We start from the raw sequence: 20630 nt of genomic DNA, 5'->3' as shown, positions 1-20630 counted from the left end.
ATCTCTCGAAAACAGTGAAGTCAGTTGGTACGGCCGGCGGCCTCGACCGCGTCGGCCCGGCCCTGCTCCCGGGCTCGCGCCACGGCCCGCAACGTGTCGATCTCGCGCTCGAAGTCGGCGAGCGAGTCGAACGAGCGGTAGACGCTGGCGAACCGCAGGTAGGCGATCTCGTCCAGGTCGCGCAGCGGACCCAGGATCGCCAGGCCCACCTCGTGACTGGGGATCTCGGCGGCCCCCTTGGCCCGGACGGTCTCCTCCACCCGCTGCGCGAGCAACGCGAGGGAGTCGTCGTCCACCGGCCGGCCCTGGCACGCCTTGCGCACCCCGCCGATGATCTTCGTCCGGCTGAACGGCTCGGTCACCCCGCTGCGCTTGACGACCGCGAGGACCGCCTCCTCGACCGTGGTGAACCGCTTGCCGCACTCCGGGCAGGACCGCCGCCGTCGAATGAGCTGGCCGTCGTCGGCCTCCCGCGAGTCGACCACCCGGGAGTCAGCGTGCCGGCAGTACGGACACCGCATCGCCCACCTCCTTGAAAATGATCAACTGCGACCTGTGCGGAGCACCCCCGGGCACGACTCACCGCGACGGTGCCGTCCTCGGACGACGCCCGCCGTGATCGACGTTACGGGAGTGCGGTCGGTAGTCGGACCCAACCTGTGGGCAACTCACGCCCGTGTCACTACTACATCTAGGGGTCGACCGTATGTCGCCGGGGAAGCCGGGTCAAGTTCGCCGGCGTGTCCGGCGCGTCACGGACCATCTGGTCATCCACGACCGACAGCACGTCCGAAAACCCCAACGTCGAGACCTCTCCCGGGTTACCGACCGGGCGGCCGGATCGGTCCGGAAAACGGCCGAGGATCGAACACCAGTGCTAGTCGACGTACCATTTATCAGAACATCCGTACGACGGGAGCGGTTTTTCACCCCGACACGCCGGTGAGAGGTCGTACAGATGTTTGAAAATGACCGATCTCACCTATACGGTCATGAACAACGTGGCACCACCGCACGCACCACGAGCCGACGAGGCACCCAGCGCCGACCAGGGAGGACGGACGTGACCGAGGACCGGGCCAGCCGGCCGAAGAGCCCGCAGCAGATCACCGAGGCGGGCCCCCCGGCCACCCGACGCCGCACCGCCGCGCGCAGCCGGACGGGTCAGCCCGCCGTACGCCCGGTCACCCCGGTCGTCAGCGCCTTCCCCGACCCGGCGACCGTCGACCTGACCGCCCGCCAGCGTCGCATCCTGGAGTTCATCCGCAACTGGGTGGAGCGGCACGGCTACCCGCCCAGCGTCCGGGAGATCGGCGAGGCGGTCGGCCTGGTGTCGCCGTCGAGCGTCGCCTACCAGCTCAAGGAGCTGGAAAAGAAGGGCTTCCTGCGCCGCGACCCCAACCGGCCGCGTGCCGTGGACGTCCGCGCCCCCAGCGAGGCCATCGACGACGAGCTGTCCCGGGCACAGCGACCGACCCCGGCGTACGTGCCGATGCTCGGTCGGATCGCCGCCGGTGGGCCGATCCTCGCCGAGCAGGCCGTGGAGGACATCTTCCCGCTGCCTCGCGAGCTCGTGGGTGAGGGCGAGGTCTTCATGCTCCAGGTCAAGGGCGACTCGATGCTCGACGCGGCGATCTGCGACGGCGACTGGGTGGTCGTCCGGCAGCAGCCGACCGCCGACTCGGGCGAGATCGTGGCCGCCATGCTGGACGGCGAGGCGACGGTCAAAACCTACCGGCGGCGCGACGGGCATGTCTGGCTGATGCCACAGAACCCGGCCTTCGACCCGATCCCCGGAGACGACGCGACCATCATGGGCCGGGTCGTGGCGGTGTTGCGCCGCATCTGACCGATCGGCGGGTGAGTGCTCACGGGCGCTCACCCGCGTCGGTTGCCCGGTGCTGGCCCGTCAGTTGTCGGGGGCTGGTCCGTCAGTTGTTGAGGGCTGGCCCGTCAGTAGCGGTCGCCGCGGGGGCCGCGACCGCCCCCGGGATACTGCCCGTACGGATCGATGGGCTCGTCGTCGTCACGGCGACGGCCTGGCCGCTGGCCCCGAGGGTCGGATTCCGGCCCCCCGCGCCGGGGCGGTTCCGCGCGACCCGTGCCGGTGTGGCCACCGTCACCGCCGTACACACCGCTGACGGGACGACCACCCCCGCCCGGAGGGACACCACCGGCACCCTGCGGACGGCCACCGCCACCCACCGGAGGACGACCGCCCCCTTGGGGGCGACCACCACCCGCCGGAGGACGAGCAGCGCCACCCGCCGGAGGACGAGCGCCGCCGTACACACCAGCGGCACCGCCGTCCGGTCGTGCCGCACCGTAGCCACCGTCGGCCGCGGTCGGTCGACCACCGCCGTACACGGCACCACCCGCCGGAGGCGGGCCACCGCGACCCGCAGGGCCACCGCGGCCCGTACCACCTGCCGGTGGCGGGCCACCGCGACCGGCGCCGCCGCCGTAGGCGCTCGCCGGCGCGCCGCCACCGTAGACGCCGCCCGTACGGTCACCCACCGCTGGCGAACCATCGACGGCCGGGCCCGGACGTGGGTTGAGCGGCTCGCCGTCCCGGGCCGACGTCTTCGCCACGTCGGCGGCCGGCAGCCGTCGGCGGGCCCGGACGATGCCGACGATGCCGGCAGCGACCAGCAGCAGGCCGATCACCCCGACCGCGCCGACCAGATAGGTGATGTCGTCGAAGTCCAGCCCGGCGGCCCAGGATGCCGAGGTCGCCTTCTTGATGTCCCCCGCCCCCGCCGCGACTGGCACCGCGGTCGACGTGGACGGTGAATAGCTGAGGATGTCGAGGGGCTCGTCCTCGCCGAACCGGAACGCGTCCGAGACGGTCAGGAACGACTTGCCGTCCGTGGAGTAGCTGATGGCCTCGCCGAACGGGTCCGCCAGCGCCGTCACCCGGGGCTTGCCGGTGGTGAGCGCGCCGACGATGTCACCGCCGCTCACGTCGTACTCGAAAGCGTCCGCGTAGGTGCGCAGGACCACCCGGGAGCCGTCCGGCGAGCGGGCCGCGCCGGTGATGGCGATCCGGCCGAACGTGTTGAGCGGGTTCTCCGTCTGGGTCTTCGGCAGCGTGATCTCGCCGACCTGGCGCATCGGCACCGAATCGGCCTCGCCGTTGCGCAACGCCGCCGTCGGCGCGTAGATCTCGGCCTTGCCGCTGGTGACCTTCGTGATGACGAGCGGTTTTCCGTCGTCACCGATGAGCAGTGCCTCGGCGTCGTGCGGCTTGCCCTCCGGGTAGGAGATCCGGTGCGGCGTCGGCTGCCTCGCGCCGGTGACCGGCATCGACCAGAGCGCGACGCGCGTGCGGCGCTCCTTCGCGTCGGCGTTGTCACCGGTGTCGGCGATCCAGAGGGTCGCGCCGTCCTTGGATAGGGCGAGATCCTCGGTGTCGACCGGGCCCTGCCCCGGGTACCGGACCGGCTCCTTCGAGACCTTGCACTTGGTGTCGAGGAAGAAGATCCGCTCGCGCGCCGTGAGATCGGTGCTGTCGTTGATGACGACGTAGCCACTCTTGGTCGCGACCAGACCGGACAGCTCCCGCAGCCGCTCGTCGACGATCGTGCACCGCTTCTGGCCGGCGGTGACGGCGGGCGGCTCGGACGACCCGGGGCCGGGAGCCGCCGCGGCGACTCCGGCGAGCGCCACGGTTGCCCCGAACAGGCCGAGGGCAACCGTGACCGAGGAAACAACGCGGCGCATTCGGCCAGTGTCGCATGCCACGCGTTTCCGACGGATGACACCGTGGCCGCTCAGGAGCGGCTGCCCGCCGCCTGTCCCTGTCGCTCGACGTCGAACGGTGCCAGTTCCGCGGCGAGGTCCGCGGCGACGCGGACATGCAGCAGGGTGCCCTCCGGCAGGTGCGCCGTGCTGAGCACCTCGCCCGTGCGGTGCACCCGGGCAACCAGGTCACCGCGGTCGTACGGCAGCACGGCCCGGACCTCCACGGCCGGTCGCGGCAGTCGGTCCTCGATCGCCGCGCGCAGCTCGTCCATGCCCCGCCCGGAGTGCGCGGAGACGAAGATCGCGTCCGGCCAGAGCCGCTTGAGCCGCAGCAGCGAGTCCTCGTCGGCCGCGTCGGTCTTGTTGACCACCAGCAACTCGGGAAGCCGCTCCGCGCTCACCTCGGCGAGCACCGTGTGGACCGCCCGGACCTGCTCCTCGGGATCCGGGTGGGTGCCGTCCACGACGTGCACCACCAGATCCGCCTCCGCGACCTCCTCCAGCGTCGAACGGAACGCCTCGACGATCTGGTGCGGCAGGTGCCTGACGAAACCGACGGTGTCGGTCAGGGTGTAGATCCGGCCGTCCGCGGCGGTCGCCTTCCGGGTGGTCGGGTCCAGTGTCGCGAACAGCGCGTCCTCGACAAGCACGCCCGCGTCGGTCAACCGGTTGAGCAGGCTGGACTTGCCGGCGTTGGTGTAGCCGGCGATGGCCACGGCGGGAACGGAGTTGCGGTTGCGTCGGGCGCGCTTCGTGACGCGTACCGTGCGCATGCTCTTGATCTCGCGGCGCAGCCGGGAGATGCGGTGCCGAATCCGCCTCCGGTCGGTCTCCAGCTTGGTCTCACCGGGACCACGCACACCCACGCCGCCGCCGGCGCCGCCGCCGCGGCCGGAACCACCGGTCTGCCGGGAGAGCGTCTCACCCCAACCGCGCAGCCGGGGCAGCAGGTATTCGAGCTGGGCCAGCTCGACCTGGGCCTTACCTTCCTTGCTCTTCGCGTGCTGGGCGAAGATGTCGAGGATCAGCGCGGTCCGGTCGACGACCTTGACCTTGGTGCGCTGCTCCAGGTTGCGCAGCTGCGACGGGGACAACTCACCGTCACAGATGACCGTGTCGGCACCGCTGGACAGCACCACCGCGCTGAGGTCGTCGACCTTGCCGCGACCGATGTAGGTGGCCGGGTCGGGGCGACTGCGACGCTGGATGAGCCCTTCGAGCACCTGCGAACCGGCGGTCTCGGCCAGCAGGGCGAGCTCGGTGAGCGAGTTTTCCGCGTCCGCCGCCGTGCCCTCGGTCCAGACGCCCACCAGGACGACCCGCTCCAGCCGCAGCTGGCGGTATTCCACCTCGGTGACGTCGGTGAGCTCGGTTGACAGGCCCGGGACGCGTCGGAGGGACTGCCTCTCCGACAGATCCATTTCGCCGGTGGTGACGTCGTCGAGCTCGTCCTCGACGGGGACAAAGCTCTCCTGGTCTCGCAAGCGGTTCTCCTGTCCGTTTTGATAAGTGGAACGTAATCCTGACATGACACAACGCCGAACGCACCTGCTATATGCCCATGCTCCGAGTCTCGAAAAGCGGGGGCGAATGCTGGTCGGCTGCGTCAACCCGGTAGAAATGCGGGCGGCGGCCGACTGGCCGCACAGCCGTGACGGAGGGATCCCGTGGCCATCACCCGACTGCCGAGCGCCGGATTTTCGATCACCATCCGGATCGCCGTGACCGCTGACGCGTCCTCGATCGGGCGGCTCACCACCTCCGTCGGCGAGGCCGGCGCGATCGTCACGGCGTTGGACGTGGTGGACTCCGACCCGACGAACGTGATCGTCGACCTGACCTGCGACACCGCCGACGCCGGCCACGCCGACCAGGTGGTCGACGCGCTGACCGCGCTGGACGGCGTGGACGTGCGGAAGGTGTCGGACCGGACGTTCCTCCTGCACCTCGGCGGCAAGATCGAGGTGACGTCGAAGGTCGCGCTGCGCAACCGCGACGAGCTGTCCCGGGCGTACACCCCAGGGGTGGCCCGGGTCTGCATGGCGATCGCCGAGAACCCGGCGGACGCCCGGCGACTGACCATCAAGCGCAACACCGTCGCGGTGGTCAGCGACGGCTCGGCGGTGCTCGGCCTGGGCAACCTGGGTCCGGCCGCCTCGCTGCCGGTGATGGAGGGCAAGGCGGCGTTGTTCAAGCGCTTCGGCGGGGTGGACGCCTGGCCGGTGGTGCTGGACACCCAGGACACCGACGAGATCGTGCAGATCGTGAAGGCGATCGCGCCGGCGTACGGTGGGATCAACCTGGAGGACATCGCCGCGCCGCGCTGCTTCGAGATCGAGGCCCGGCTGCGCGAGGCGCTGGACATCCCGGTGTTCCACGACGACCAGCACGGCACCGCGATCTGCGTGCTGGCCGCGCTGACCAACGCGCTGCGGGTGGTCGGCAAGCAGCTGGAGGATGTCCGGGTGGTCGTCTCCGGGGCCGGCGCGGCCGGCACCGCGATCATGAAGTTGCTGCTGCGCCAGGGCGTCGGCGACATCATCGCGTACGACCGCCAGGGCGCCTTGCACCGCGGGCTGACCGGGCTCAACTCGGCGTGGCAGTGGCTGGCGGACAACACCAACAAGGAGAACTACTCGGGCGACCTGCCGGGCGCGATCCGGGGCGCCGACGTGTTCATCGGGGTGAGCGCGCCGAACCTGCTCACCGGGGACGACATCGCCCAGATGGCCAAGGACTCGATCGTCTTCGCGCTCGCCAACCCGGACCCGGAGGTCGACCCGCGGGAGGCGCGCAAGCACGCCGCCGTGGTCGCCACCGGCCGCTCGGACCAGCCGAACCAGATCAACAACGTGCTCGCCTTCCCCGGAGTGTTCCGCGGGATGCTCGACGCGCACGCCGAGGAGTTCACCGAGGAGATGGCGATCGCGGCCGCCCGGGCCATCGCCGACGTGGTGGGCGAAGACAAGATCAACCCGACGGTGATCGTGCCGAGCGTCTTCGACTCCCGGGTCGCCCCGGCGGTCGCCGCCGCCGTTCGCGCCGCCGCGCACAACCCCAGCCCGCTGCCGGCGGCCGACCCCGGCCCGGCCGACCTCCCCGAAATCGCGGCCAACGCCAGCGCGACGCCCTGAACGAGTTCCCCCTGGTGATCAAGAGGTTTGCGTCAGGATCCGCGTTGTTCCTGACGCAAACCTCTTGATCAACCCGGGTGGCGGGTCAGGGGCGGAGCGTGGTCAGGTCTACGTCGCCTCTTGCCACCAGGACGGCGGGACCGGACAGCCAGCAGGAGGTCTCGGTGACGGTGACCGTCACCCGACCGCCGGGCACGTCCACGGCGATCACTCCGGTGTCCCGGCCGAGGTCACGCAGGGCCACCGCGCCCACCGCGCAGGCACCCGTGCCGCAGGACAGGGTCTCGGCGCTGCCGCGCTCGTACACGCGCATCAGGGTGTGCCCGTCGGCGTCGTCGACCGGATCGCCCGCCACGATGAACTCGACGTTCACCCCGTTCGGAAAGAACGCCGGGTCGAACCCGGGCGCGGTGGTCAGATCCAGCGCGGACAGCTCCACCCCGGCCGGCAGCACACAGACCAGGTGCGGGTTGCCGATGTCCACGGCGGTGCCGGCCAGGGTCAGCCCGCCCAGGGTGGCGGTCGAACTGTCGTACACCCGGGGTCGGCGCATCTCGACGGACACGGCGTCGCCCTCGACCAGCGCGCGCACGACGCCGGCCCGGGTGGCCACCGGCAGGGCCGCGCCGGCGGGCGTCGCCAACCCGGTGTCGAGCAGGTAGCGCACGAAGACCCGGGCACCGTTGCCGCACATCTCGGCGAACGAGCCGTCGGCGTTCCAGTAGTCCATGAACCACTCGGCCTCGCCGGCCAGCCCCGCGCCGTCCGGATGCTTGGCCGCCCGGACCACCCGCAGCACGCCGTCCGCGCCGATGCCCCGCCGCCGGTCGCAGAGCGCCGCGACCAGCTCCGGGGTCAGGTCGAGCTGACCGTCCGGGTCGGGAAGAAGGACGAAGTCGTTGCCGGTGCCGTGGCCCTTGGTGAACTCCACGCCCCCATTATCGCGTCTCGGCCGGCACCAGACGCAGCGCGGCCCCGATCAGGTCCGGCGCGGTCGAGTCCAGCCAGTGGATCCGCTGGTCGCGCCGGAACCAGGACCGCTGCCGGCGGACGAAACGCCGGGTGGCGCGGACCGTCTCCTCGTGCGCCTGCGCCTCGGTCAGCTCACCGGCGAACAGGCGCAGCACCTGCTGGTAGCCCAGCGCCCGGCTCGCCGTCCGCCCCTCGGGCAGCCCGCGTGCGACCAGCTCCCGGGTCTCCGGCACCAGGCCGTCGGCCCACATCCGGTCGACCCGCAGCGCGATCCGCTCGTCCAGCACGCCCGTGTCCAGGTCGACGCCGAGCTGTACGGACGGGTAGTACGGCGTGGGCTGCGGCAGCGACGCGGTGAACGGCGCGCCGGTGAGCTCGATCACCTCCAGCGCCCGCACGATGCGCCGGCCGTTGCCGGGCAGGATGCCCTCGGCGGCGACCGGGTCGGCGGCGCGCAGCCGCGCGTACAGCGGGGCCGGGCCGACCTCGGCCAACTCCCGTTCCAGCCGGTCCCGCAGCGCGGCGTCGGTCCCGGGGAACTCGAAACGCTCCAGCACCGCCCGCACGTACAGCCCGGACCCACCGACCAGCAGCGGCACCCGCCCCCGGGACAGGATGTCGTCCACCGCCGCGCGGGCCAGCCGCTGGTACTCCGCGACACTCGCCGGCTCGGTGACCTCCCAGATGTCCAACAGGTGGTGCGGCACGCCGTCCCGCTCGGCTGCGGTCAGCTTGGCGGTGCCGATGTCCATGCCCCGGTAGAGCTGCATCGAGTCGGCGTTGACCACCTCACCGTCCAGCGCGTGCGCCAACGCGATGCTCAGCGCCGACTTGCCCGCCGCGGTCGGGCCGACCACCGCGACGACAGTGCCCCCCGCGTCGCCTCTCACGTCCGCGTCGCCTGTCACATCCGCTCCCAGGACGCCACGAAGTAGGCCACCCCGTAGGGGGCGGAGTCGTGCAGCAGCTCACCACGCCACCCTCCGCCGGCCGCCCGGGCCGCGCCGGCCAGCACCTGCCAGGGCGCCCGGCCGGCGGCCTTCAGCTCCGCCGACACCACCGGGTCGAGGCCGAGCAGGGCGTCCAGGTCCGCCTCGGCCAGAGCCGTGGCAACCCCCTTGTCGTACGCGCTGGCGCGCGGGTCGTCGTACCCGGGGGCCTTCTCGCCCCGGCAGGCCGACCCGTCACCGAGCACCAGCAACGCCACCCGGTCCCCCGTGGCGCCGACCTCGTCCGCGAGCGCGGCCAGCTCGGCCGGGCCGGCGTCGGCGGCCACCTGCACGGCGGTCACCGACATCCGGGCATCGTGCGCCCGCGCGTCGTGCGCCCGCGCGTCGTGCGCCCGCGCGTCGTGCGCCCGCGCGTCGTGCGCCCGCGCGTCGTGCGCCCGCGCGTCGTGCGCTCGCGCGTCGTGCGCTCGCGCGTCGTGCCGGGACAGCAACCACGCGCCGATGGTCAGGCTCAACGGCAGCACCGCGCCCCGGTCCGGCTGACCGGGGACCAGCGGCACGTCCAGGTCGACACCCCACGGCTGGAGGGAACCGGTGGCCGGGGAGTCGATCAGGCCGGTGACCGGGCCGGTGCCGAGCAGCACCACGGTGTCCGGGTCGACGGCCAGCAACCGGCGTACGGCCACGTCGCAGGACGCCCGCAGGCCGTCCAACTCCGGGGCCGCGGAGCCGGCCACCTCGGGCACGAGCAGGGGCGGATGTGGGCAGACGGCAGCGGCGACCAGTGGCACCCTTTCACCGTAGCGGGAATCGTCGGTGCGTCTCCGCGCCGATCCGGTCATTCGGCCCCTAGGACACCGTATGGTCACGGTCGGCGATAGGCGCTCGACGCGGACCGGGTGAGACCTGTGACAATGCCGGAAGCAACTTGGCTGCGCCGTGGCGGCGACGGGGGTTCGTTCCCTCGACGCCGGGAGAACGAGGATGGGCACATGAGCGACTGGACTGCCTTCGGACGGGTGGACGCGGACGGCACCGTTTACGTCAAGACCACCGAGGGTGAGCGGGTGGTCGGATCCTGGCAGGCGGGTGCGCCGGAGGAGGGCCTGGCACACTTCGCGCGCCGCTTCGCCGATCTGGTCACCGAGGTGGACCTGACCGAGGCTCGGCTCAAGTCGGGTGCGGCGGATGCCGGACACTCGGTGAGCACGATCCGGCGGATCCGTGCCACGCTGCCCGAGGCCAACGTGGTCGGCGACATCGACGCACTGGCCGCTCGCCTCGACAAGCTGGCCACCCTCGCCGAGGAGAAGGCCGGCGAGGCGCGCGCTGCCCGGGAAGCCGCTCGCGGCGAGGCCCTGGCACGCAAGACCGCCCTTGTGGAGGAGGCCGAGAAGCTGGCCGCCGAGTCCACCGGTTGGAAGACCGCCGGGGACCGGCTCAAGGAGATCCTCGACGAGTGGAAGACCATTCGTGGGGTCGACAAGAAGGCCGACGGCGAGCTGTGGAAGCGTTTCGCCGCCGCCCGGGACGGTTTCACCCGTCGCCGGGGCGCCCACTTCGCGTCCCTGGACTCCCAGCGCAAGCAGGCGCAGACGGTCAAGGAGGAGCTGGTCGCCGAGGCGGAGAAGCTCTCGGAATCCACCGACTGGGCCGCGACCGCCAACCAGCTCAAGGAGCTGATGACCCAGTGGAAGGCCGCGCCGCGCGCTTCCAAGGAGGCCGAGCAGAAGCTCTGGGAACGGTTCCGGGGCGCGCAGGATGCCTTCTTCAGCCGGCGCAGTGAGGTCTTCTCCGCCCGGGACAACGAGCAGCGCGGCAACCTGGAGCGCAAGCAGGCCCTGCTCGCCGAGGCCGAGGCGTTGGACATCGACGCCGACCCGAAGGGCGCCCAGGCCAAGCTGCGGGAGATCCAGGCACAGTGGCACGAGGCCGGCCGGGTGCCCCGCGAGGCGGCCACCGGACTGGAGCGCCGACTGCGCGTCATCGACGACAAGGTCCGCGACGTGATGGACTCGGCGTGGCGCCGCACCACCAAGGAGGACAACCCGCTGCTCGCGCAGATGCGGGCGCAGGTGGCCGAGGCCGAGGAGCGGCTGGCCCGGGCCCAGAGCGCCGGCGACGCGCGCCGGATCAAGGACGCCGAGCAGGCGCTCGCCGCCAAGCGGCAGTTCCTCCAACTCGCCGAGCAGGCCGGCTGAGCTGACGACGTCCGGAGCCCCCGGTCCCGCTCGGGACCGGGGGCTCCCGCGTCTCCACCCGCACGCCTCACCCGCCCTGGTGCACGCGCCCGCGACCCTCATCCTCGCCCTTCGCGCCGCACGCGCCCGGCGCCGCACGCCCCGGCGCCCCGGCGCCCCGCGCCGCACGCCCCGCGCCCCACGCCGCACGCCCCGCGCCCGGCGCCCGACGCCGCACGCCAAGATCTGCGCACCTTCGCGGATGTTGCTGCCTCCGGCGCGCGGGAGACAGCAACACCCCTGATACTGCGCGGATCTTGACGACGACTACCGTCACCGAGCCACCGGGACGGGTGTTGTACGCCGCGCCCCGGCAAGATCACGCTCGATCCTGGATGTAGTGGCCACGAAGCGCCGGGATGCAACTACATCCGTGTTCAAGGGCGATCATGCGGGGGCGCGCGGCGCAAGGGGCAGCGGGCGGGGGTGCGGGGGTGGCGCACCGGACCGGCGGGCCGCAGGCAGGTGCGCACGGGCCGGGCCAGGCGGGGCGCGGCTGGACCGGGCGGGGCGGGGCGGCGCGGGCGGCGCGGGCGGCGCGGGCGCCCGCGGGCGGGGCGCGCTGCGGCGGTGCAGGTTGACGCATCGAGGCTGGCTGATCAGAATGAGCGACGGAGCCAGGTAGGGCCACCGGCACGAGGGCGACGAGGGCGGGACATCCGCCGTCGAGGGTCGCCGGTGAGCTGCCGCGAGTGACCACGTCCGCGTGACATGGGCCGTCGCGCACTGTCCGCGTACCCGAAAAGGGGCCGTGACGTGCGGACGGCCGCCCGCCGACGTCGTCATCGGACGGCGTCGGACCTCCGAAGTGGAGCTCGAATGTTCCGTCCCAAGGCTCTCGGCGGCGCGCTGACCGCGCTCGCCACCGTCGCGGCTGGCGTGTTCCTCGCCACCGCCGTCAGCACCAGCCCGGCCGTCGCCGCTGGCACCGGCTCCGGTTACCTGCACACCAACGGCAATCAGATCGTGGACAGCACCGGTGCCACGGTCCGGTTGACCGGCATCAACTGGTTCGGCATGGAGACCGACAACAAGACCTTCCACGGGCTGTGGTCGAACAACCCGTGGCGGGGGCAGCTCGACACGATGGCCCGGCTGGGTTACAACACGTTGCGGGTGCCGTACTCGAACGACGCGCTGAAGCCGGGCGCGACCGCCAGTGGGATCAACGACTTCGTCAACCCGGACCTGATCGGGCTGTCGCCGTTGCAGATCCTGGACAAGGTGATCGACTACGCCGGCAGCAAGGGAATGCGGATCATCCTGGACCGGCACCGGCCGACGTCGGCCGGGCAGTCGCCGTTGTGGTACACGTCGACGGTCTCCGAGGCGACCTGGATCAACGACTGGAAGATGCTCGCCCAGCGGTACGCGGGTAACCCGACGGTGATCGGCGCGGACCTGCACAACGAGCCGCACGCCGAGGGCACCAACCCGGCGGCCACCGGCGCGTGCTGGGGCTGTGGCGACACCACCCGGGACTGGCGGCTCGCCGCCGAGCGGGCCGGCAACGCGATCCTTGGTGTCCAGCCCAACTGGCTGATCTTCGTGGAGGGGGTGAGCTGCCCGAGCGGTGGCCTCTCCAACGTCTGGGACGGCGACACCAGCAACGACGAGGACTGCGGTTGGTGGGGTGGCAACCTGTCGAAGGCGGGTCAGTTCCCGGTACGGCTGAGCGTGGCCAACCGGCTGGTCTACTCGCCGCACGAGTACGCCACCTCGGTGTACCGGCAGACCTGGTTCGACGCCCCGGACTACCCGGCGAACATGCCGGCGATCTGGGACAAGTACTGGGGTTACCTCTACAAGCAGAACATCACTCCGATCATGATGGGTGAGTTCGGTAGCACTCTGGTCGACCCGAAGGACAAGGTGTGGCTGGAGAAGTTGATGGCGTACACCGGGACCGGGGTGACCGGGATGTCCTTCACCTACTGGTCGTGGAACCCCAACTCCGGTGACACGGGCGGCATCGCGCTTGACGACTGGACGAACGTCAACACCACCAAGCAGGCGATCCTCCAGCCGTACCTGATCGCACCGTCGGGTGGCGGACCCACCGGCGGACCGACGGGCGGACCTACCGGCGGGCCGACCGGCGGGCCGACCACCCCGCCGCCGGGTGCCTGCACGGCCACCTACCGGCAGGTCAACGCCTGGCAGGGCGGCTTCCAGGGTGAGTTGACCGTGAAGAACACCGGTTCGGCCGCGGTGAATCCGTGGTCGGTCACCTGGACCTGGCCGGCCGGGGTGACGTTGGGCAGTGGCTGGAACGCCACCGTCTCCCAGTCCGGCACGACTGTCACTGCCGCTGCGCCCAGTCACGCGCCGTCCCTGGCTGCGGGTGGGTCGGTCACCGTGGGCTTCACCGCCAACGGCACCGCCAGCGCCCCGGGTGCCGTGAAGCTCAACGGCGCCAGCTGCTGAACCGCTGGGACGGCCGATGCGGTGCGCATCGGCCGTCCCCGCCATTTACATTCACATGCTTCTATGCTTTCATCGGGAAAGCGTTTGCCTTCGCAGAGGTGGCCGCGAGCGCGGGAGCCGCTTTCCTTCACGTCATCGCACTGGCGGGCCACTGGTCCGGGCACGATTCGCCGCCCACGGGCATGGGTGTCGCGACGGTCCCGTCCGCCTCCTCGAAAGGAAGCAGCATGCGCACACCACAGCGTCGAATGACGCTGCTCGCCGCCACCGCCGCCGCCACCGCCAGCCTCGTCACCGCCGGGCTGCTGACGTCCGTGTCCGCGCAGGCGGCCGCCGGCTGCCGGGTCGCCTACACGGTCGCCAGCCAGTGGCCGGGCGGGTTCACCGGCAACGTCACGGTCACCAACCTCGGCGACCCGGTCTCCGGTTGGACGCTGCGCTGGTCGTACGGGGCCGGGCAGCAGGTCAGCCAGGCGTGGGGTGCCACCGTCTCGCAGACCGGGGGCCAGGTGTCCACCGCCAACGTGGACTACAACGGCAACCTGGCGACCAACGGCAGCGCCTCGTTCGGCTTCAATGCGAGTTGGAACAACGCCAGCAACCCGGACCCGACCAGCTTCACCCTGAACAACGTCGCCTGCACCGGCGGCACCACCACCCCGACCACGCCGACCAACCCGGGCACACCGACGACCCCGCCGATCCCGAGCGATCCGCCGCCCAGCGTCCCGCCACCGACCGGTCTCGTCGGTTGGGCCACCCAGAACGGCGGCACCACCGGCGGCGGCGGCGCACCGGCCACCACCGTCACCAACGCGTCGGCGCTGACCAGCGCGCTGAACGCGACGGGCGCCGCGGTGATCCGGGTGTCCGGCACGATCTCCTGCTCGGGAATGCTGCGGGTCCGGTCCAACAAGACCATCCTCGGCAACTCCGGCGCCACCATCGCCGGCTGCGGGCTCAACGTCAGCGGTGACCGCAACGTCATCATCCGCAACCTGACCTTCCGGGACTGGAACGACGACGCGATCAACGTGCAGGAGTCGGCCACCAACGTGTGGGTCGACCACAACACCTTCAGCAACGGGTACGACGGCGCGGTCGACATCAAGCGCGGATCGGACTTCGTCACCGTGTCGTGGAACCGGGTCTTCAACCACGACAAGGCCATGCTGCTCGGCCACAGCGACGACAACGGCGCCCAGGACACCGGCCACCTGCGGGTGAGCTACCACCACAACTGGTTCGACGGGAGCAGGCAGCGCAACCCCCGGGTGCGCTTCGGCAACCCGGTGCACGTGTTCAACAACTACTACCGGGCCAACGGCGGCTACGGCGTGGCCTCCACGGAGAACGCCGGCGTGCTCGTCGAGGGCAACTACTTCGAGAACGTCAACGACACGTACCACCTGGGCGAGGCCGACTCCGGGCCGGGCCGACTGGTCGCCCGGAACAACCACTTCGTCAACTCGCCCGCCGGGCAGACCGGCGGCAGCGTGGCCAGCATCCCGTACTCGTACCAACTCGACACCGCGAGCAGCGTCAAGTCCGTCGTGACGGCGGGCGCCGGCGCCGGCCGGATCACCGTCTGACCGCGGAAGGGCCCCTCGACGAGGGGCCCTTCCGTGCGCTCAGTGGGTGGCGCAGCCGGCGGTGGGTGCGGGCGCGACCGGCGGCGCGCCGATCGTCGGCAGACCGAGCAACACCCCGGGGGTACGCGGGGAGCGGCCCGCCTCGGCCGCGTCGCCGGCCCGGGTCCGTCGGTGCGCCACCGGCGGTCCGTCGGCGTTGAGGTGGTGCGGAGCGGCGTACGTGATGGTGGTGTGCACGATGTCGCCCGGCCGGATCTGCCCAGCGAGGGACTCCCCACCCGCGGTCGCGGTCGCGAAGTGCACCAGCCGGCCGTCGCGGGCCCGACCGGACATCCGACCGGTCCGCTCGTCCTTGCGACCCTCGCCGACGGCGACCAGCACCTCGACGGTCTCCCCGACGAGCCGCTTGTTCTCCGCCCAGGTGATCTCCTCGACGCAGGCGACGAGCCGCTCGTAACGCTCCTGCACGACCTGCTTGGGTAGCTGATCGTCCATGGTCGCGGCGGGGGTGCCGGGGCGCTTCGAGTACTGGAAGGTGAAGGCCGAGGAGAACCGGGCCTCGCGGACCACGTCCAGGGTGCGCTGGAAGTCGGCCTCGGTCTCGCCGGGGAAGCCGACGATGATGTCGGTGGTGATCGCCGCGTCCGGCATCGCCGCCCGGACCTTCTCGATGATCCCCAGGTAGCGCTCGGAGCGGTAGGACCGGCGCATCGCCTTCAGCACGTCGTCGGAGCCGGACTGCAACGGCATGTGCAGCGAGTGGCAGACGTTCGGCGTCTCGGCCATCGCGGCGATCACGTCGTCGGTGAAGTCCTTCGGGTGCGGGCTGGTGAACCGGACCCGCTCCAACCCGTCGATGTCGCCGCAGGCCCGCAACAGCTTGCCGAAGGCGTACCGGTCGCCGAACTCCACCCCGTAGGAGTTGACGTTCTGCCCGAGCAGGGTCACCTCCAGCACGCCCTCGTCGACCAGTGCGCGCACCTCGGAGAGGATGTCGCCGGGACGGCGGTCCTTCTCCTTGCCGCGCAGCGCGGGCACGATGCAGAACGTGCAGGTGTTGTTGCAGCCCACCGAGATCGACACCCAGCCGGCGTAGGTGGACTCGCGGCGGGTGGGCAGCGTGGAGGGGAAGACGTCGAGGGACTCCAGGATCTCCACCTCGGCGGCGGCGTTGTGCCGGGCCCGCTCCAGCAGCACCGGCAGCGCACCGATGTTGTGGGTGCCGAAGACCACGTCCACCCAGGGCGCCTTGCGGACGATCTCGCCCCGGTCCTTCTGGGCCAGGCAACCACCGACCGCGATCTGCATCCCCGGGTGCTTGTCCTTCACCGGGCGCAGCCGACCGAGGTTGCCGTAGAGCCGGTTGTCCGCGTTCTCCCGGACGGCGCAGGTGTTGAACACGACGATGTCCGGGTTGTCGTCGGAGGGCACCGCACGTACGTAGCCAGCCTGTTCGAGCAGGCCGGAGATGCGCTCAGAATCGTGGACGTTCATCTGGCAGCCGTACGTCACGACGTTGTAGGTCCTAGCCACCCTCTTGGTGCCCCTTCCCCTCGGGCTACCAGGGTAGCGGCCCAGTTGGCAGCCCCCACCCACCGGCATTGACCCGACGGTCCACGGTGAGGGTTCCCGGCGGGGAGCACGCTGCCGCCCGGGCCTCGGCACGGTCACAGCGGGGAGCCGGAACGGTGCCCCCGATCACAACAGGTGCAGGTCGATCACCCGGACGACGAACCGCCGGTCACGCAGGGTCCGCACCGTGGGGTGCTCCGCGCCGATGACCTCGGCCAGCCGGTCCGCCACCGCGCCGACGTCCTCGGCAGGGGCCTCGCCACCGGCGCGCGTCGACACCAGGGCGAGGTCACCGAGGCACCGCAGCGTGTCGGGGTGATCCGCCCCGATCACCGCGGCCAGGCGACCGGCGGTCTCCCGCAGTCGCTCCCGCGCCGAGTCCCACGCCCCCTCCTCGGCGAGACACACCGCGTGGTTCACCTCCGCGGCGAGGGTGTGCGGGTGGTCGGGGCCGAGTATCTTGCGGAACTCACCGGACGCCCGGGCCGCCGACGTACGGGCTTCCGACCTGCGGCCGAGCGCGCGCTCGGCGGCAGCGATGTTAGTCAGCGTGGCCAGGGTGTACGGGTGTTCCGGGCCGAGCCGGAGACCCTCCTCATACGCCTGGCTGACCGCGAGTATCTCGGTCAGTGCCCGAGTCGCATCGCCGACGGCCAGCAGGTTCGCCGCCCGGCTCGCCCGGCACGCCAGCGTGTCCGGGTTGTCCGGACCGAAGCGTTCGCCGAGTTCGCGGTAGGCCGTGTCGAACATCGGCGCGGCCTCGCTGCCCCGACCGGAGCTGCGCAGGGACACCGCCAGGTTGACCTGAGCGACGAGGCTCTGGCCGTCGTCCGGCCCGAGCACCTCGCAGTACGTGTCGTAGACCGCGCGCAGCAGGGTGGCCGAGCGCTCGTACTCGCCGGCCTCCCGCAGGTCGCTGCCGAGCCGCACGGCGGAGACGAGCGTGTCGGGATGGGTGGGGCCGAGCACCAGCCGCCGCCGCTGGTGCACCTCGTCGTCCCACCGCCGGGCCGACCGGTAGTCGCCGACCAGCCGGTACGAGACGGCGAGGTTGTTGGCCGCGCTCAACGTCCCCGGGTGGTCCTCGCCGAACACCTGGAGCCATGAGGCGTAGGTGGACCGGTCCCGTTCCAGGGCCTCGGCGTAGCGGCCGAGCGCTCGTAGGTCAGCGCCGAGGCCGCCGGCGGTCATCAGGCTGTGCGGGTGCAGCGGGCCCAGCAGCCGGTGTTGCTCGGCCAGCACCGCCTCGTCCAGGTCCCGGGCCTCGTCGAAGCGGCCCAGGCTGCGCAGGATGTTCGCCCGGTTGAACCGCAGGTGCAGCAACTGTCGACCCAGCGCCGACGTCTCGACCTCGTCGTGCGTGTCGCCGAGCCGGGCGCTCCAGGTGTCGTCCATCTCCTGGCTGAAGACGTCGGCCTGGTCCAGACCGCCGCGCTGCCACAGATAACGGACCCGGTCGATCAGGAGCTGACACACCGGCTCGTCGGGGCAGGTCAGCGCCTCGGAGACCTCCAGGTGCGGCCAGAGCATCCGCAGCCGGGCCCAGGTGGTCGGGTCGTCCACGTCGCCGCGTGGCCGGGACGCGGCCAGCACCAGGTGCACCTGGTGTCGGGCGCCGTCGATCTCGTCGTCGGTCATCCGGTCGCGGACCACCGCCTGCAACAGCCGGTGCACCTGCACCCGACCGCCCTGGACGTCGAGTTTGAGCAGCGCCAGGCGGTTGATCTGCTGGACCAGGGCACCACGTACGAGCCGCTCCGACACCGACGGGTCGAACGGCACGAGGGCCGCCGCCATCTCGTCGCTGTAGACGAGTTCGAGGGCGATCTCCGGAGCCAGCACCGAGCAGAGCTGCAACAGCCGGTACGCGGCCGGCGCCTGGTCGAGCAGCCGGTTCAGCGACAAATCCCAGGTCGCCTCCACCGAGAGGGCGCTCGGGCCGTGCCGCTCGATCTGCCGTAGGTAGTCGGCGACCGACGTGCCGGTGTCGGCGAGCCAGGCGCCCGCCGCGGCCACCGCGATCGGCAGGTCGCCGAGCGCCTCGGCCACCCGGTCGGCCTCCTCGGCGCCGATCGTGGGCACCCGCTGGGCGAGGTGCGCGACGGCCTCGGTGCGGTCGAAGACGTCCACCTGGATCGGGTTCGCCCGGTCACCCCAGGCACGGTTGCGGGAGGTCAGCAGGACGTGCCCGGGACCCTGCGGCAGGAAGGGCTCGATCTGGTCGAGCTCTTCGGCGTTGTCGAGTACGACGAGCCACCGCTCGTACGGTTCACCACGGCCGAGCACCTGGAGCACCGACCGGACCGTGTCGGGCAGGGTGGGACCGACGAGGATGCCGAGGCGACCGGCGAGGTCGGCCAGGGCGGTGTCGACGAACTGCGGCGGGTCCGCCACGATCCACCAGACCACGTCGTACGCGGACTTGAACCGGTGCACGTATTCCAAAGCCACCTGCGTCTTACCGACGCCGCCCATGCCCTGGAGGGCGACCGGCAGCACCACCGCGACGCCCCCGCCCTGCAACTGCGTGCGCAGTCGCGCCAGGTCGCCCTCGCGGCCGGTGAACCGGGCGTTCCGGTTGGGGGCGTTGAAGATCAACGGCTCGGTGCCGGGATAACGGGTGGCCCCGCCAGCCGGCCCGTCCGCCGACGACGGCACCGGCCGGCCGACCAGCCGCAACACCCGCTCCACAGCGGTCGCGGCGCTCACGTTGACCAGGGTGGTGGAGCTCCGGGCCGAAAACTCGGCCAACGGGCGCAGGTCGGCGACGTACACGGCCAGGGCCATGAAGTCGGAGCTCGGGCCGCGGTCGGGCGGACCGCCGGACGGCGTCGCCACGTAGGCCGGCGAGACCACGGTCAGCGTGCGCGGGGCCGGCGTGCCGGTGGAGCCGACGCCGGCCGTCGGCTCCACCACCCGCAGCCCGGACGAGCTGAGCACCTGCTCCAGCCACTCGGCCCAGATGGCGTCCTCCGGCGCGTACCGGAGCACGATCTGGTCGTCGATCGCCTCGGCGCGTCGGCGGAAACGGGCCTTGACCCGCTCCCGCACCGACTCGTCCATCACGGGCAGCGCCGTTACCGCGCCGGCGGTGAGGATCCCGGTCAATGTCTCGAACGCGGCCAGCAGCGAGGTCGGGGAGCCGGGCGGGTCGCAGAATGTCGCCAGCTTCTCCTCGTACGCGTAGTACGGCCGGTACGGCACCTCGACTGCGGCCCAGTACCGCTGGCGCTGCGCCTCGGTCATCTCCGCCGGCAGACCAGCGAACCGGCGCATGGCCAACAGACGACCAGCCTCGCTCTGCTCCTTCACGGCGTGGTCGACCCGCATCGGCACTGGCAGGACCCGGATGTCCCGCTGCCGGTACCGTTCCCGGACCGAGTGCGCGACCCGAGCTGCCCCGTCGATGCCCTGGTCGCTGAGGGTGAAACAGTCGACCAGGGTGTCCGGCAGGTGCAGGGTGCAGATGTCGGCGACGTCGCTCGACCCGGTCCGGCTGTCGATCAGGGTGAAGTCGTACTGCCGCTTCATGTCCGCCCGCAGCGCCTCGAAGAACTGCGCCCCGCCCAGCCGGTTGTAGAAGTTGTCCCAGTTCAACCCACTCACCGAGACGGCGTAGTCGCTGTTCTGCCGGCCGGCGGAGAGGAAGTCGAGAGCACCGCCGTCGGGGAAGTTCCAGCGCAGCGAGAACGCGTGCCGGCCGACCCGGGCGTACTGCTCCATCCAGCGGTCCGGCCGGTCGTCGAGCCGGGTGGTCTCCCACTCGTAGTCGCGGATGATGTCGATCACGCCGCTGGCGCCCTGGATCGCCCCGGTGTCGAGGAACGGGTGGAAGAAGCGATGCAGGCCGGGTGACTCGAGATCCCAGTCCGCGACCAGCACCCGCTTACCGTTGGCAGCGAGGATCCACGCGATGTTGGCCAGCGCCGTCGTCCGTCCCGTTCCACCCTTGAACGAGTAGAAGGTGATGACCTGACCTTCGCGATCAGCGCTCATGCC

At 71.5% G+C, this 20630-nt stretch carries 13 protein-coding genes; 5 read left to right on the top strand and 8 right to left on the bottom strand.

Going from position 1 to position 20630, the window contains the following annotated elements; all coding sequences use genetic code 11:
• Positions 1-20: 20 nt before the first annotated feature.
• A complete protein-coding gene (nrdR, locus tag AB0A90_RS15910) occupies positions 21-521 on the bottom strand; it encodes a transcriptional regulator NrdR (RefSeq protein WP_357247523.1) in 501 nt (166 codons plus the stop codon).
• Positions 522-1063: 542 nt separating this feature from the next.
• On the opposite strand from nrdR, the gene lexA reads away from it, so the two are divergent.
• Positions 1064-1849, top strand: a complete 786-nt coding sequence (gene lexA, locus AB0A90_RS15905) for a transcriptional repressor LexA (RefSeq protein ID WP_357247520.1) — start codon at positions 1064-1066, stop codon at positions 1847-1849.
• 104 nt (positions 1850-1953) lie between these two features.
• Here the strand turns inward: lexA and AB0A90_RS15900 are convergent, their stop codons facing one another.
• Positions 1954-3723, bottom strand: a complete 1770-nt coding sequence (locus tag AB0A90_RS15900) for a hypothetical protein (RefSeq protein ID WP_357247517.1) — start codon at positions 3721-3723, stop codon at positions 1954-1956.
• 50 nt (positions 3724-3773) lie between these two features.
• Positions 3774-5228 carry a GTPase HflX gene (gene hflX, locus AB0A90_RS15895; protein ID WP_357247514.1) on the bottom strand — a complete coding sequence of 485 codons (1455 nt, stop codon included), beginning with the start codon at positions 5226-5228 and terminating at the stop codon, positions 3774-3776.
• Between the two features lie 183 nt (positions 5229-5411).
• On the opposite strand from hflX, the gene AB0A90_RS15890 reads away from it, so the two are divergent.
• Positions 5412-6878, top strand: a complete 1467-nt coding sequence (locus AB0A90_RS15890) for an NAD-dependent malic enzyme (protein WP_357070375.1) — start codon at positions 5412-5414, stop codon at positions 6876-6878.
• Positions 6879-6963: 85 nt separating this feature from the next.
• Here the strand turns inward: AB0A90_RS15890 and dapF are convergent, their stop codons facing one another.
• Genes dapF through AB0A90_RS15875 form a run of 3 tightly spaced genes read right to left on the bottom strand, consistent with a single transcriptional unit; the run spans position 6964 to position 9642 of the window.
• Positions 6964-7809, bottom strand: coding sequence for a diaminopimelate epimerase (gene dapF, locus AB0A90_RS15885; protein WP_357247511.1), 846 nt, complete (start codon positions 7807-7809; stop codon positions 6964-6966).
• Positions 7810-7816: 7 nt separating this feature from the next.
• A complete protein-coding gene (miaA, locus tag AB0A90_RS15880; protein WP_357247508.1) occupies positions 7817-8740 on the bottom strand; it encodes a tRNA (adenosine(37)-N6)-dimethylallyltransferase MiaA in 924 nt (307 codons plus the stop codon).
• A 14-nt stretch (positions 8741-8754) separates the two neighbouring features.
• Entirely contained in the window at positions 8755-9642 is an 888-nt protein-coding gene (locus AB0A90_RS15875; RefSeq protein WP_357247505.1) for a hypothetical protein, read from the bottom strand.
• Positions 9643-9792: 150 nt separating this feature from the next.
• Here AB0A90_RS15875 and AB0A90_RS15870 point away from each other — a divergent pair, with 150 nt between their 5' ends.
• From AB0A90_RS15870 to AB0A90_RS15860, 3 genes are all read left to right on the top strand, one after another.
• Positions 9793-11001 carry a DUF349 domain-containing protein gene (locus AB0A90_RS15870; protein ID WP_357247502.1) on the top strand — a complete coding sequence of 403 codons (1209 nt, stop codon included), beginning with the start codon at positions 9793-9795 and terminating at the stop codon, positions 10999-11001.
• Between the two features lie 858 nt (positions 11002-11859).
• Positions 11860-13467, top strand: a complete 1608-nt coding sequence (locus AB0A90_RS15865; RefSeq protein WP_357247499.1) for a cellulase family glycosylhydrolase — start codon at positions 11860-11862, stop codon at positions 13465-13467.
• A 227-nt stretch (positions 13468-13694) separates the two neighbouring features.
• The gene (locus AB0A90_RS15860; protein WP_357247496.1) at positions 13695-15059 is read left to right on the top strand and encodes a cellulose binding domain-containing protein; all 1365 of its coding nucleotides are present in this window, start codon (positions 13695-13697) and stop codon (positions 15057-15059) included.
• A 39-nt stretch (positions 15060-15098) separates the two neighbouring features.
• Here AB0A90_RS15860 and miaB read toward each other — a convergent pair whose 3' ends face one another.
• Positions 15099-16592, bottom strand: a complete 1494-nt coding sequence (gene miaB / locus AB0A90_RS15855) for a tRNA (N6-isopentenyl adenosine(37)-C2)-methylthiotransferase MiaB (RefSeq protein WP_357247494.1) — start codon at positions 16590-16592, stop codon at positions 15099-15101.
• Between the two features lie 165 nt (positions 16593-16757).
• Positions 16758-20627 (bottom strand): FxSxx-COOH system tetratricopeptide repeat protein, encoded by a 3870-nt coding sequence (gene fxsT, locus AB0A90_RS15850; protein WP_357247491.1) that lies wholly within the window; start codon positions 20625-20627, stop codon positions 16758-16760.
• Positions 20628-20630: the final 3 nt, after the last annotated feature.

The organism is Micromonospora sp. NPDC049204 (genome assembly GCF_040647935.1).
Lineage (GTDB): Bacteria > Actinomycetota > Actinomycetes > Mycobacteriales > Micromonosporaceae > Micromonospora.
This window is presented reverse-complemented; position numbering and strand designations above follow the sequence as displayed.

Excerpts from the sequence above, each read along its gene's own strand:
- AB0A90_RS15875 (WP_357247505.1), bottom strand. The coding sequence starts at position 9,642 with ATGACCGGATCGGCGCGGAGACGCACCGACGATTCCCGCTACGGTGAA.
- fxsT (WP_357247491.1), bottom strand. The coding sequence starts at position 20,627 with ATGAGCGCTGATCGCGAAGGTCAGGTCATCACCTTCTACTCGTTCAAG.
- AB0A90_RS15860 (WP_357247496.1), top strand. The coding sequence starts at position 13,695 with ATGCGCACACCACAGCGTCGAATGACGCTGCTCGCCGCCACCGCCGCC.
- AB0A90_RS15870 (WP_357247502.1), top strand. The coding sequence starts at position 9,793 with ATGAGCGACTGGACTGCCTTCGGACGGGTGGACGCGGACGGCACCGTT.
- AB0A90_RS15900 (WP_357247517.1), bottom strand. The coding sequence starts at position 3,723 with ATGCGCCGCGTTGTTTCCTCGGTCACGGTTGCCCTCGGCCTGTTCGGG.
- AB0A90_RS15865 (WP_357247499.1), top strand. The coding sequence starts at position 11,860 with ATGTTCCGTCCCAAGGCTCTCGGCGGCGCGCTGACCGCGCTCGCCACC.
- nrdR (WP_357247523.1), bottom strand. The coding sequence starts at position 521 with ATGCGGTGTCCGTACTGCCGGCACGCTGACTCCCGGGTGGTCGACTCG.